Raw genomic sequence first — 12,707 nt, 5'->3', positions numbered from 1 at the left:
TGCGCGTATCTCTTTTCTCAACCCCACCATGATCACCGGACAACACCTCATCGCAGGCCGCGAGGCAGCCGCCTCTTGCTCCCCCTTCCAGGCTGAAAACCCCACGACGAGCCAGAAACTGGAGCCGCACTTTGGTGATGCCACCCTGGCCGAGGCTGATGAAGCCCTGCAGGCCGCTGACGGTGCCTTTGACGCTCTGCGTCTGGCCCCGGTGGAGACCCGGGCTCAGTTCCTGGAAGCCCTGGCCGATGAGATCATGGCTCTCGGCGACTCTCTTCTGGAGCGTGCCCATGCTGAAACCGCTCTGCCGATGGCCCGTCTGACGGGCGAGCGCGGCCGCGCCATCAACCAGTGCAAGATGTTCGCCGCGCTGATCCGTGAAGGTTCCTGGTCTGCTCTTAATATCGACCATGCGCAGCCTGAGCGCGCTCCTGTGCCGAAGCCGGACGTGCGCAAAATGCTGCTGCCCATCGGCCCGGTGGTCGTCTTCGGCGCCAGTAATTTCCCCTTCGCTATCGGCGTGGTCGGCACGGATACCGTTTGTGCCATGGCCGCAGGCTGCCCGGTCGTGGTGAAAGGTCATCCAGCACATCCAGGCACCTGTGAAATGCTCGGTCGCGCCGTGCTCGCAGCGCTGCGCAAGACCGGCCTGCCGGAAGCCAGCTTCTCCCTGCTGCAGGGGCGTGGCAATGAACTTGGTCGCGCTTTGGTCACTCATCCGCTCACCCAGGCGGTGGCCTTCACGGGTTCTCTGCGCGGTGGTCGTGCGCTGATGGATGCCGCGGCTTCCCGTCCGAATCCGATTCCGGTGTATGCGGAAATGGGATCCATCAATCCTGTCTTCCTGCTTCCAGGCGCTTTGAAAGAGCGTGCCGCGAAGATCGGTGAAGCCTACGTCGGCTCCGTGACGATGGGGGTCGGCCAGTTCTGCACGAACCCGGCTGTTGTGCTCGGTTTGAAGAGTCCTGAGCTTGGCACCTTTGTCCAGAGCGCGGCTGAAAACGCCGAGAAGATCGCCCCGCAGACCATGCTGCATCGCGGCATCTGCGAGGCTTATGAAGCCGGCACTGCGGTGTGGAGCACGATCAGCGGCATCAAGCTGGCCGGCCAGTCCGCCACCGAGCCGAACAGCGATGCCACCCAGGCAGCCTGCCGCATTTACACCACCACGCTGGACGTGCTGGAGTCTAACGAAGAGTTGCGTCACGAGGTCTTCGGCCCCTGCTCCATCGTCACCGAGTGCTCGACGCTGGAAGACATGCTGCGCTTTGCCCGCAGCCTGGACGGCCAGCTCACGGCCGCCATCCATGGCACCCCGGAAGATCTGCGTGAATACGCACCGCTCGTCCGCGTGCTGGAGCGCAAGGCAGGCCGCATCATCTTCAATGGCTTCGGCACAGGCATCGAGCCCTGTGCCTCCATGCATCACGGCGGTCCTTACCCTGCCGCGAGCCACAGCTTCTTCACCAGCATCGGCACGGACAGCATCCTGCGCTTCGTCCGCCCGGTGTCCTACCAGGGCTTCCCGGATGACTGCCTGCCCACGCCTCTGCAGAATGCCAATACCCCCGGCGCTATGCGGCTCGTGGACAACAAGCTGACCCGCGACGCGTCCTAACCACCTTTGCCGATTCCCGCCATGCACCTTTACCGCACCCGCCACGGTTTTTATCTTCATCAAACGGACGCCTGGTTTCACCTGCCAGATACCGACTGGGATGCCTTGATCGCTCATGAAGATCTCCATGGTTACCTGACCAAGGTCGCCACCGAGTTCACCACGATCCCAGGTCCGCCTCCTGACCAGTTTCTCGCTCCCATCGGCACGCAGGAAGTTTGGGCCGCAGGGGTGACCTACTTCCGCAGCCGCACCGCCCGCATGGAAGAGTCCAAGGATGCCGGTGGCGGCAGCTTCTACGATCGCGTGTATGCGGCCGAGCGTCCGGAGATCTTCTTCAAAGCCACGCCGCAGCGTGTGGCTCACCCCGGTCAGGCCATGCATCTGCGCGGCGATTCCAAATGGATGGTGCCCGAGCCCGAGCTCACCCTGGCGATCAATCCCAATGGCAAGATCATTGGTTATACCATCGGCAACGATCTTTCCTGCCGTGATATCGAGGGCGAGAACCCGCTCTACCTGCCGCAGGCCAAGTGCTTCAAGCTCTGCGCCGCCGTGGGTCCCTGCCTCAACATCACCAACGAGCCGCTCAATCCGGACACCAAGATCAGCGTCGCCATCAGCCGCAGTGGAGCCGTGGTCTTCAGCGGTGAAACACCCATCTCCCAGCTCAAGCGCGGAGTTCAGGAGCTGGCAGGCTTCCTTTATCGCGACAATACCTTCCCCACCGGAGCCCTGCTCATGACGGGCACCGGCATCGTCCCCGGTGATGAGTTCACCCTCCAGTCCGGCGACGAAGTGGCCATCAGCATCGAGGGAATTGGCACACTCGTTAATCCGATGGGATGACCGATTCATCCGTATCTCAATATCATGAATCCACCTTCTCTGGCTCAAAAGCTCGGCACTACGACCCATATGTCGTGCCTGAGACACGAGGCTGAGAGGTTTGGGTTGAGGACCGAAAAGGATCTGGTCGATGAGGCCATCGCCCGAGGTTGTTTTCATTTCCTCCAAAGCGACACGCCACCAGCAAGCCGGGTGACAGAAACCGAGTTCCCCAACGAAAAGCTCGCGCTCGCCTTGCTGACCATTGCCAATCGCTACGAGCCCTGGTTAATCCGCGTGGGGGCTATGCTGCTAAGCCATACCGACAACGATGTCCGCCAGATCGCCCGACATACGCGGCTTGAACGCAGCGAGTCCGTGATCCGCGAGATCGCCCTGGCTGGCCAGCGCTATGAGCCAGAGAACCTTTTTTGGAGTGAACTGCTGGGCCTGTTGCCAGAGCTTCCGTCGCCCCAAGCAGGTGTCTTGCCACACCACTCGCGTTACGTTTCGATTCCAGGAAAAATCGGGCCAGGGAGAATGGGCAGCCCTGCCTGGCTCCGACCCAAAAAGGTGACTTCGCTCGGATATGCCGCGTGACAATCCCAGCCATATCCTGCGCACTCTGGATGCAACGTTGACGCATTCAGTGGAACTGACTCTCATCGGTAAAGCTGCCATCTGGCTCGGGTATGATTCACCACCGGAAGATTATGGGAGCACGCTAGATGTCGATGCTGTAGTGCCTTCCTCCGACTCACTGGCGCTCGATCAAGATGCAGCATTCTGGGAAGCTCTCAGGCAGGCTAATGAAGCACTGCAGCCATTGGATCTCTACCTGACGCACATCTTTGAGGAAGGACAGATCTTTCTCCGACCCGACTGGGCAGTCCATCGAGTCCGCATTACCCGCTTGGAATTGCAAAAGATCACTCTTTTCCGCCCATCTACATTGGATTTAATCCTGACCAAGATGATGCGTGGTGCCGACCCCACCCACATGGAAGAGATCCAGTGGATGATTAAGCACGATCACGTGACGCATCGAGAAATGCTCGACTGTCTGGCCGCCGCCAAACTCCCCGAAGACTCGCCTGAGTGGCCAGACCTCTTCCAGCAGGCTCAAAACATCATTTGCCAGATGAGCTACGAAAGTTAACCCAGTTTGCCGGTCCCTCACAACCATCGAAGGATTTGCCTCGTTCTCCTCGTTTAAACCTTTCCTCTCCCCCACCCGGTTTCGTTCCACCCCGTATGTCCCTCCCCCATCTTCCCGCTCTCCGCAAAGGCCGCGCTTACGAGTCCCTCGACAAGGTCCAGGTCAAAGATCACAAAACCGGCGAAGTCTGCGCCGAGGTCAGCCAGGTGAATGCTGGCATCGTCCGCAAGGATCTGGCCCGCATCGGCGAGGCACGGGCGAGCCTGAAGAAGTTCACGGTCCAGCAGTTGATCGACATCACCGCGAAGGCTGGTGATCTCTTTTTGAATGGCACTCTGCCGCTCGGTGACCGGGGCCACACGCAGAGCCCGGAGGAATACATCGCGACGCTCTCCCGCACCAGCGGTCTGCCGCACATCATGGTGAAGCGCAACATGACCAAGATCCACTTCGCCATGACGAACATGCCCATGATCCTGAACGGCCTCTCCCGCGGCCTGGACATGAGTGTCATCGACAATGGCTTCGGCACCCAGGCAGGCTGCCCGGTGGCCTACTTCCCGACCGCGAATGCACTCGGTCTGGTGATGCCGAGCAACTCGCCAGCAGTGAACTCACTCTGGCTGCCTTCCATCGCGCTGAAAACTCCGGTGGTGATCAAGCCAGGCCGTGATGAACCCTGGACTCCTTTCCGTCTCATCCAGGCTTTCATTGCCGCAGGTGCTCCTGCAGAGGCTTTCGGCTTCTATCCGACCGATCACGAAGGCAGCGGTGAAGTGGTGAAGATCTGCGGACGCAGCCTGGTCTTCGGTGATGTGAACATCGCCAAGATGTATGAAAACAATCCGCGCGTGCAGGTGCACGGCCCGGGCTGGAGCAAGATCATCATCGGCGAGGACAAGATCGAGAACTGGAAAGAGTACATCGACGTCATCGTCAGTTCCATCAGCGACAACGGCGGCCGCTCCTGCATCAATGCGAGCGCCGTGCTGGTGCCGAAATATGGCAAGGAGATCGCCGATGCCATCGCCCAGCGTCTCGGCCCTGTGGAACCCCTGGCCTCCGATGACGAGAATGCCCGTCTCTCCGGCTTCGCCAACACCAAGATGGCGGAATACATCGACAGCGCCATCGACAGTGATCTCGCCACCCCTGGTGCCGAGGACGTCACCGCGAAGTATCGCAATGGCCCGCGCAAAGTGGAGTTCCAGGGCGGTGTCTTCCTGCGTCCGACCATCATTCATTGCGATTCCTGGGCACACCCTCTGGCCAACCGCGAATTCCTTTGCCCTTACGCCAGCGTCGTCGAAGTGCCGCAGAGCGAGGTTTTGAGCAAAATCGGTTATTCCCTGATCGTCTCTGCCATCACCGCAGATCCAGCCTTCACGGAGCAGCTTCTCGAATGCCAGACCATCGACCGCCTGAACCTCGGGCCTCTCAGCACCATGAAGATCAGCTGGGATCAGCCGCATGAGGGCAACATGTTCGAGTTCCTCTACAAGCGCCGTTCGATTGACCGCGCGGTCGCTTGATGTCTCGTCATCAGACAGACTTCCGTCATGGCCTACCAGGTCAAAGAATCCCTCACCGCCAAGCCCAGGACGTATGCCCTGGAGGACATCCATTCCGACTACAAGCAGAAGCTGCTGGCCGGAACTGCGCTTGTTTGTGAGGAGAGACAGGACTTCTGGTATTCCGTGGCGGAGTTGGTGGGCGATGCGCCCACTGCTCGTTTCTCCTTCGTCTGCCCGAAATGTAAAGGTATGGTTCCAGCCCGGCAGATTGATGTCGGACTGGAAACGAAGTGTCCTCGTTGCCAGACTCTGGCCCAGGTACCAGATGTCAGGGCACGTCAGAATGCGGTGATGGATCGTCACCTGCTCAAGGAAGCCACCCAGACATTGCTGGCAGGCGCTGCGGTCTTTGTTGTCGGGGCAGGCACGACAGTCGCTAGCTATATGGATGCCATTGACCGTGGTGGCACCTCTTTCTACATCTTCTGGGGTCTTGCTGTCGCTGGCGCTGGCATGATGATCACTGGCCAGGGTCGTCGCCGTCTCTATTTCAAGAAGTATCCAAAAGGCGGCAAGCACTGATAACAACAAGACACCTCCTCTCTTTTCATGGCCTACCTGGTCAAAAGCACCCTTACATCACCACCCGAGCAGCACACACTGGACGGCATCCAGTCTGCATATCGAGAGAAGCGCATGACCAGCAATGCCATGGTGCGTGAGGAGCAGCAGGATTTTTGGTACTCATTGGGTGAATTAATGGGTGAGACTTCCGCGAAAGAGTTTCAATTTTGCTGTCCTACCTGTCGTGAAATGACCAATGCACGCGAGATTGATGTGGGGCTACAAGTCCCCTGTCAAAACTGCCAGACCATGATTTTGGCTCCCGACATCCAGCCCGTGACAGATCCTGAACCTGACCGCCCGCTACTGCGCCGTGGCAATCTCCTGCTCATCGTGGGTGCCGTCATTCTTTGCAGCCAGTTCATTGAGGGTCGCTTCAGGCTCATTGTGTCCGGGGTCGGCATTTGCATGATGATCAACGGTTACGGCAAGCGCAGCCTGTTTTACCAAAAGCATCCGACGGCCATATAGAGACCAACCATATTCGACTCCCCCCGCCTGATGTCACTCCCCCCTTTCGACCACCAGCCACGCACGCGGCTGATCTATGGCAATGGCACACTCTCCCGCCTTGGCGAACTGGCCGCTGACATTGGAGGCAAGCGTGCCCTCATTGTCAGTGATCCTGGTATCGTCAAAGCTGGCTATGTCGACAAAGCCAAGGCTGCGCTGGAAGCCGTCGGACTCGCAGTGCAGGTGTATGGCGAGGTGCGGGAGAACCCGAGCACAGAGGATGTGGATCGTTGTGTCAAAGTGGCCGCAGATTTCCAGACGGATCTCATCATCGGTCTCGGGGGCGGCAGCAGCATGGACACCGCGAAGGGCTGCAACTTCATCCTCACTAACGGTGGCCGCATGCAGGACTACTGGGGCACCGGCAAGGCCATGAAACCCATGCTGCCGTTGATCGCCATTCCGACAACGGCAGGCACTGGCAGCGAGTGCCAGAGCTATGCGCTCATCTCAGATGCTGAAACGCATGTGAAGATGGCCTGCGGTGACACCAAGGCGGCGGCGAAGATCGCCATCCTGGATCCAGAACTCACGGTTTCCCAGCCGCATCGTGTCACCGTCTGCACGGGCATGGATGCGCTTTCACACGCGCTCGAAACAGCGGTGACCAACAAGCGCAACGCTTACTCCACCGTCTTTTCCCGCGAAGGTTTCCGGCTTTGCCATGCAGGCTTCAGCCGCGTGCTGCGTGATTCAAAGGACATTGAAGCACGCGGCCAGATGCTGCTGGGCGCCGCCTACTCCGGCATTGCCATTGAAAACAGCATGCTGGGTGGAGCGCACTCCTGCGCGAATCCGCTGACGGCGAAATTTCACGTGGTGCATGGCGAGGCTGTGGGCGTGATGCTGCCGCACATCATTCGCTTCAACCGCGCGCTTCCTGAGATCGCCGCCATTTACGAAAGCTACTTTGATGGTGATCTGGCGGACCGCGTCAGCGAGCTTCTCTGGGAAGCCCAGATGCCACGCCAGATCAGCCACTATGGTGTCACCGAAGCCGACCTCCCTGCCCTGGCCGAAATGGCCGCCAAGCAGTGGACCGCGCAGTTCAATCCGCGTGCATTGACGGTGGAAGATTTCGTCGCTCTGTATCGCGCAGCTCTTTAACCCAACTCATCTCCTCTTCTTATGCGTCATCAGGTTCTCCTCACTCTCCTGCTGCCGCTTCTGGCGGTGGCACAGCAGCCTGCCACACCACCCACGCCGCCCGCCTTGAAGGAATACGAAGGCCGCGTGATCGCGCAGACGATGCACTGGCAGGGGGCAAACTGGCTGATCCGCAACAAGCGTGAACGTGAGGAGGGTGTGGCCAAGATGCGGGAGGAACTGCACCTCAAGCCCGGCATGGCCGTGTGTGACATGGGCGCTGGCAATGGCTACCACACCATCCCGATGGCCGAGGCTGTGGGAGCCACGGGCAAGGTCTATGCGGTGGATGTGCAGCCGGAGATGATTGTGATGCTGAATGAGCGTGCGATCGAGAAAGGCATCACCAGCATCCAGACAATCGTCGGCGAGTATCATGATCCGAAGCTGCCAGCGAACTCCTGTGACCTCGTTCTGTTGGTGGATGTGTATCATGAGTTCTCGCATCCCGTACAGATGCTGGAGGGCATGAAGAAGGCGCTGAAGCCCGGTGGCCAGATCTGCCTTGTGGAGTTCCGTGCCGAGGATGATGAAGTGCCCATCAAACCCGAGCACAAGATGAGCAAGGTGCAGATCCTGAAGGAGATGAAGGCGAATGGATTGAAGCTCGAACGCGAGTTCGACGGCCTGCCCTGGCAGCACATGATGTTCTTCGGACTGGCGGATGCCAAGTGAAGTTAGGTCTAACAAGACATGCTCATCTAAAGTCATGCGACTCCAGCCTGGCTTGCTTGAGTTGATCATAGCGCAGTGAGGTGATGCGATGGGCGAGCACGGTGATGACGCCTTCCTGGTGCTGCAGTTCGCCGTGGATCTTGAGGAATTTTTCCTGGGTGATGACGAGGCGGCTGGACTCGAAAAGCCTGGAAGGCACGAAGGCATTGGAGATGCCGCTTTCATCCTCCAGGCTGATGAAGCAGTGACCGTTGGCGGTGCCGGGACGCTGACGACAGATGACCATGCCGGCAATGGCGAGACGCGAGCGGTTCTTATGCAACGAAAGCTCAGAAGCTTTCACCACCCGCCGGAGCTGATCTCGAATCAAGGCCATGGGATGCTTGCCGACGGTGAGACCCGTGACCGCATAATCAGCGGCCAGACGCTCATAATCTGACATGGCGCTCAGCGGCGAGGCTTCGGAAGTGGTCGCTGATTCGACCAGATCCTGATGCAAGGGCACGGCGGATTCCCACAGCGCACTGCGGCGGTGGTGGCCAAGGGCATTGAAGGCGCCTGCCTGGGCCAGCACCCGTTTATCGCGCTGACTGAGCTGGCAGCGGCTGAGCAGATCTGTGAGATCCTGCCATGGCCTGACGGCGCGTTGATGCAAAAGATGTTGGGCTGCAGCGCTGGAGAAGCCGCGAAGCTGACGGAAGCCCAGCCTCAGTATCTTGTCTTCCACCACGGTGCATGTTTCATCAGACTGGCAGACACACACGGGCAAGATGCGCAGCCCATGTTGCTTGGCATCGCGAACAAGGGTGGCACAACTGTAAAAGCCCATGGGCTGGCAGTTCAGCAAGGCAGCGTAAAACTCAGCCGGCCGATGCACCTTCAGCCAGACACTGGTGAAGGCCAGTTGAGCAAAGCTGATGGCGTGACTCTCCGGGAAGCCATAGAGGGCAAAGGATTTGATGCTGTCCTTGATGCGCTGCTGCACTTCTTCCTTCACGTTTTTTCGATTCATGGCAGCCGTGAGCTTGGCCATGGCCTTGTCCATCCTCTCCTCACTGCGGTGAAAGCTCATGGCGCGGCGCAGTTCCTCGGCCTCGCTGCCGCTGAAATCCGCGATGACCATGGCCATCTTCAGCATCTGCTCCTGAAACAAAGGCACGCCTAACGTTCTTTTAAGAATCGGCTCAAACTCAGGGTCGATGTATTCGATCTTGCTGGGATCCTTGCGACGGCTCAAATATGGATGAACCATCTTTCCCACGATGGGACCTGGACGGATGATGGCGACCTCGACCACGAGATCGTAAAAGTTCTCTGGCTTCATGCGCGGCAGCGTGGCCATCTGGGCGCGGCTCTCGATCTGGAAGACGCCGATGGTGTCCGCCTTCTGCATGAGATCATAGCAGGCCGGATCATTACACGGGAAAGTGTGAAGCGGCACGGGGTGTCCGCGTCGTTCACTGGTATGCACGGCCTCCTCAATGACCGCCATCATGCCAAGCCCCAGGAAGTCGACCTTGATGATGCCGAGGTCCTCACAGTCATCCTTGTCCCACTGCACGACGACGCGGCCCGGCATGCTGGCAGGCTCCAGGGGGACGATGCCATCCAGACCTTTGGTGCAAAGCACCATGCCTCCACTGTGCTGGCCGAGATGCCGGGGCAGGCCGTAAACCATGGAATAAAGGCTGAGGAACGGCCGCAAGCGCGGATGCTCATTTGGCAGACCAGCCTGCTTGACTTGCTCTTCTAGTTTCAAGGTGTGCGGGAAGTCGCCGTTCGCATAAAGATCTGTGAAGCGTTCGATCACGTCCTGCGGCAGGTTCAGCACCTTGCCCATCTCACGCATGGCGCTGCGACCGCGATAGGTGATGACATTCGCCGTCATGGCGGCACCATAAGGCGCAAAGCGCCGGTACATCTCCTGGATCACTCGTTCACGCTGATCACCGCTGGGCAGATCCAGATCGATGTCCGGCCAGCTTTCGCGGCCTTCAGCCAGAAAGCGCTCAAAGAGCAGGCTGTTCCCCACAGGCTCCACATTGGTGATGTTGAGGCTGTAACAGACAGCACTGTTGGCCGCACTGCCCCTGCCCTGCACCAGGATGCCGTTCTCCTTGGTCCAGCGGACAATGTCCCAGACAACCAGGAAATAGCCGCTGAAGCCAAGCTTGGAGATGAGCGCCAGCTCTTTCTCTAGCTGAGCTCGAACTTTGGGAGTCAGCTGGTTACCTGGGTAGCGTTCGCGTGCACCGATAAAGGTGCGCTCGCGCAGAAAGCTGTCTTGATCATGGCCGGCAGGCACATCATGCGAGGGAAACTCATAACCGAGATTCTCCAGGCCGAACTCCACACTTTCAATCACCCGCGCCGTCTCAGCCAAAGCCTGAGGAATATCCGCGAACAAACTTTGCATCTGATCGGCAGATTTAAGACAGGCCTCGGCATTGGGCGCCAGATGCAAGCCTGCGGCATCCAGGTATGTGTGGTGACGCAGACAGGTGAAGGCATCTTGAAGAATGCGCTGCTCCTGCGCGGCATAGAGCGGAGCATTGGAGGCGACCAGGGGAAGACTCAGGTGCTCGGCGAGATCACGAATGGCACTGAGCCGGATGTCTTCATGCCGGAGCCTGCGGCGATGAATCTCCAGAAACACATGCTCGCTTCCAAAGGTCTGGCAGAGACGCTGCATCAAGGTCACGACCTTCTGTTTGTCCCCCATGTCCAGTGCACGATGCAGCACGCCCTCATGATCACCACTCAATGCGCTCAAGCCTCGGGCATGAGTGGTCAGATTATCCCAGGTGATGCGGCTTTGGCCTTTGGCAGCGGCCAGCTTTGCCTGGGTGAGCATGCGGCAGAGGTTTTGATACCCCTCCCGCGTGCGCACGATGACCGGCAGCACACCGCCGCATTCCAAAGTCAGCTCCGCACCGACCACAGCTCTGATGCCAAGCGCCCTGGCTTCGTGATGCGCTCTGGCCGAACCATAAACACCGTCACGATCCGTGATGACGAGATGACTCATGCCAAGCTTCGACGCCTGCCGCATCATGACTTCAGGACTGGCGGCGCCGCGCAGAAAGCTGAAGGCACTGCGGGCATGCAGCTCATGAAAAGGTGGTGAGTCCTTAGCCATAACGGCCCTCCAGCTTCCAGGCTCCCTTTTCACGCACCAGCCGGTAAAGGCCGCCATCCTGAGTATACACATCCCACACCTCCTGCGACCAGGCCTGCCGGGCATCCCACCAATGACCTGACAGGAACCAGGGGCCGCGACAGTCACTGAGCTGGAGGTCACGAGCACCACTGCGCAGCCCAATGGGTCTGGCATCCTGCAACTTCACATCCGCCGTCCATGAAGGACGAAAGCGGAGCAACGGCAGACCTCGGGTGGAGTCGGCAGGCTGCTCGGTTGAGCTTGGCTTCTCCAGGAAAGGAGAGACCGAAAATGCATCAGGCTGATGAGTGGGCAGAAGCTGGCCCCGGCCTGCGTGATCGTGGCCTAACAGGGCTTCGAGAGCGGACAGGGTTTCCGCAAATTTGGCAGGATCACGCAGTCCGCGATCAAAGAGCAAATCCTGGGCCGCGGAAGGATTGACCGCCATGATCTCCAGCGACACACGCATGACCGGAGCGGAGGCGCTGAGGCTTTCCAGATGCGTCTCCAGGATGCGCAGAAGCACCTCCACATCACGGGTGGGTTCGGCGATGCGCAAGTCCTTGGTGTGAGATGCGCCATCATCAAAGCCTAACTTGAAGTGCAGAAATGAGGCCGCCTTCCAGGCATGACTGAGCTGGGTGCAGAGGCGCTGGCAGAAATCACGCAGCAGATGCATCAAAGGCTCCAGCGTCTCGATACCGTTTTCCAGTTCGATCTCCTGCCGATAATGAACAGGAGGGCGAACCAGCTCCAGCAAGCGTTCCCTGCTCCCATCCGCAAGATCCCAAAGGGCGAGTCCTGCGGGACCGAGCCGCTCACCCACGGCTTGTCGCCTCAAAGCCTTCAGCTCTCCCAGGGTATGAATGCCCCACAAACTGAGGGTCTGCTGAAGCTCCACCGGGGGTGAGAGCACGGAGAGAGGCAGTTCGAGAAAGGCCACCTTTTCGTCGGTCATCGAGTCATGAATGACTTTCACCGGAAAGGCCGCATGCGAGGCCAGCAACGCCATGTCCGGTGTCTTCGCCATGCCCACACAGATCTCCAGGCCACGCTCACGGAAGTCCTGATGCATGTGCCGGCCATGCTCTAACCAGCCTGGCTGCTGGAGACGATGCACACGGCGCAGATCCAGCACGCAGAGACCGGGATGCGTGGATTCGAAATCAGCGGTCCAGGTTTCGGCGCCTTGCAGCAGCAGTTCCTGCAGTTCCTTTTCCGCTGCTTCATCCCGATACAAGCACGCGATCTGCGGGCATCTGGCCAGGGCCTGCGAAGACCGCATGCCGACATGCACCCCCTGCTCCTCCGCAGGCTGGCTCACACACAAAAGCACGTGGTCCTCATTCTTGTGCGAGTCCTGGCAGGGTGTGCCATCCAGCACGGCGGCACGCGCTTTTGCCGGCACTTTCAGGGCCTGAAGCATGAACTGCGGCAGTCTCCAGACAGCATACATGACACGTGAAGGAA

Annotated in this window: 11 protein-coding genes; 9 read left to right on the top strand and 2 right to left on the bottom strand. The window is 59.2% G+C overall.

Going from position 1 to position 12,707, the window contains the following annotated elements:
• Window positions 1-28: 28 nt before the first annotated feature.
• The 9 genes from BGE01nite_RS09565 (at window position 29) to BGE01nite_RS09525 (ending at window position 8,077) form a co-directional block, all read left to right on the top strand.
• Complete coding sequence (locus BGE01nite_RS09565) at window positions 29-1,618, top strand: aldehyde dehydrogenase (NADP(+)) (protein WP_146850226.1); 1,590 nt, start codon at window positions 29-31, stop codon at window positions 1,616-1,618.
• A 21-nt stretch (window positions 1,619-1,639) separates the two neighbouring features.
• Window positions 1,640-2,467 (top strand): fumarylacetoacetate hydrolase family protein, encoded by an 828-nt coding sequence (locus BGE01nite_RS09560; RefSeq protein ID WP_146850225.1) that lies wholly within the window; start codon window positions 1,640-1,642, stop codon window positions 2,465-2,467.
• Between the two features lie 24 nt (window positions 2,468-2,491).
• Entirely contained in the window at window positions 2,492-3,046 is a 555-nt protein-coding gene (locus BGE01nite_RS09555) for a hypothetical protein (RefSeq protein ID WP_146850224.1), read from the top strand.
• On the top strand, window positions 3,036-3,605 hold the full coding sequence (locus tag BGE01nite_RS09550) for a hypothetical protein (RefSeq protein WP_146850223.1): 570 nt from the start codon (window positions 3,036-3,038) through the stop codon (window positions 3,603-3,605). Before BGE01nite_RS09555 ends, BGE01nite_RS09550 begins: the two co-directional genes overlap by 11 nt.
• Before the next feature lie 95 nt (window positions 3,606-3,700).
• On the top strand, window positions 3,701-5,137 hold the full coding sequence (locus BGE01nite_RS09545) for an aldehyde dehydrogenase family protein (RefSeq protein ID WP_146850222.1): 1,437 nt from the start codon (window positions 3,701-3,703) through the stop codon (window positions 5,135-5,137).
• A gap of 27 nt (window positions 5,138-5,164) precedes the next feature.
• Window positions 5,165-5,701: a zinc ribbon domain-containing protein gene (locus BGE01nite_RS09540; RefSeq protein ID WP_146850221.1), complete on the top strand. Its 537-nt coding sequence runs from the start codon at window positions 5,165-5,167 to the stop codon at window positions 5,699-5,701.
• A 27-nt stretch (window positions 5,702-5,728) separates the two neighbouring features.
• Entirely contained in the window at window positions 5,729-6,214 is a 486-nt protein-coding gene (locus BGE01nite_RS09535) for a hypothetical protein (RefSeq protein ID WP_146850220.1), read from the top strand.
• A gap of 30 nt (window positions 6,215-6,244) precedes the next feature.
• Window positions 6,245-7,363, top strand: coding sequence for an iron-containing alcohol dehydrogenase (locus tag BGE01nite_RS09530; protein ID WP_146850219.1), 1,119 nt, complete (start codon window positions 6,245-6,247; stop codon window positions 7,361-7,363).
• A 21-nt stretch (window positions 7,364-7,384) separates the two neighbouring features.
• Entirely contained in the window at window positions 7,385-8,077 is a 693-nt protein-coding gene (locus tag BGE01nite_RS09525; protein WP_146850218.1) for a class I SAM-dependent methyltransferase, read from the top strand.
• A 22-nt stretch (window positions 8,078-8,099) separates the two neighbouring features.
• On the opposite strand, the gene BGE01nite_RS09520 is transcribed toward BGE01nite_RS09525, so the two are convergent.
• The gene (locus BGE01nite_RS09520; protein ID WP_146850217.1) at window positions 8,100-11,216 is read right to left on the bottom strand and encodes a DNA polymerase III subunit alpha; all 3,117 of its coding nucleotides are present in this window, start codon (window positions 11,214-11,216) and stop codon (window positions 8,100-8,102) included.
• Window positions 11,209-12,693, bottom strand: coding sequence for a Y-family DNA polymerase (locus tag BGE01nite_RS09515; RefSeq protein ID WP_146850216.1), 1,485 nt, complete (start codon window positions 12,691-12,693; stop codon window positions 11,209-11,211). The genes BGE01nite_RS09520 and BGE01nite_RS09515 overlap by 8 nt, the downstream gene beginning before the upstream one ends.
• Between the last annotated feature and the right edge of the window lie 14 nt (window positions 12,694-12,707).

Source organism: Prosthecobacter gellanilyticus, assembly GCF_007992435.1.
GTDB lineage: Bacteria > Verrucomicrobiota > Verrucomicrobiia > Verrucomicrobiales > Verrucomicrobiaceae > Prosthecobacter > Prosthecobacter gellanilyticus.
This window is presented reverse-complemented; position numbering and strand designations above follow the sequence as displayed.

Coding starts and splice junctions, on each gene's coding strand:
- BGE01nite_RS09565 (WP_146850226.1), top strand. CDS start 29: ATGATCACCGGACAACACCTCATCGCAGGCCGCGAGGCAGCCGCCTCT.
- BGE01nite_RS09560 (WP_146850225.1), top strand. CDS start 1,640: ATGCACCTTTACCGCACCCGCCACGGTTTTTATCTTCATCAAACGGAC.
- BGE01nite_RS09555 (WP_146850224.1), top strand. CDS start 2,492: ATGAATCCACCTTCTCTGGCTCAAAAGCTCGGCACTACGACCCATATG.
- BGE01nite_RS09550 (WP_146850223.1), top strand. CDS start 3,036: ATGCCGCGTGACAATCCCAGCCATATCCTGCGCACTCTGGATGCAACG.
- BGE01nite_RS09545 (WP_146850222.1), top strand. CDS start 3,701: ATGTCCCTCCCCCATCTTCCCGCTCTCCGCAAAGGCCGCGCTTACGAG.
- BGE01nite_RS09540 (WP_146850221.1), top strand. CDS start 5,165: ATGGCCTACCAGGTCAAAGAATCCCTCACCGCCAAGCCCAGGACGTAT.
- BGE01nite_RS09535 (WP_146850220.1), top strand. CDS start 5,729: ATGGCCTACCTGGTCAAAAGCACCCTTACATCACCACCCGAGCAGCAC.
- BGE01nite_RS09530 (WP_146850219.1), top strand. CDS start 6,245: ATGTCACTCCCCCCTTTCGACCACCAGCCACGCACGCGGCTGATCTAT.
- BGE01nite_RS09525 (WP_146850218.1), top strand. CDS start 7,385: ATGCGTCATCAGGTTCTCCTCACTCTCCTGCTGCCGCTTCTGGCGGTG.
- BGE01nite_RS09520 (WP_146850217.1), bottom strand. CDS start 11,216: ATGGCTAAGGACTCACCACCTTTTCATGAGCTGCATGCCCGCAGTGCC.
- BGE01nite_RS09515 (WP_146850216.1), bottom strand. CDS start 12,693: ATGTATGCTGTCTGGAGACTGCCGCAGTTCATGCTTCAGGCCCTGAAA.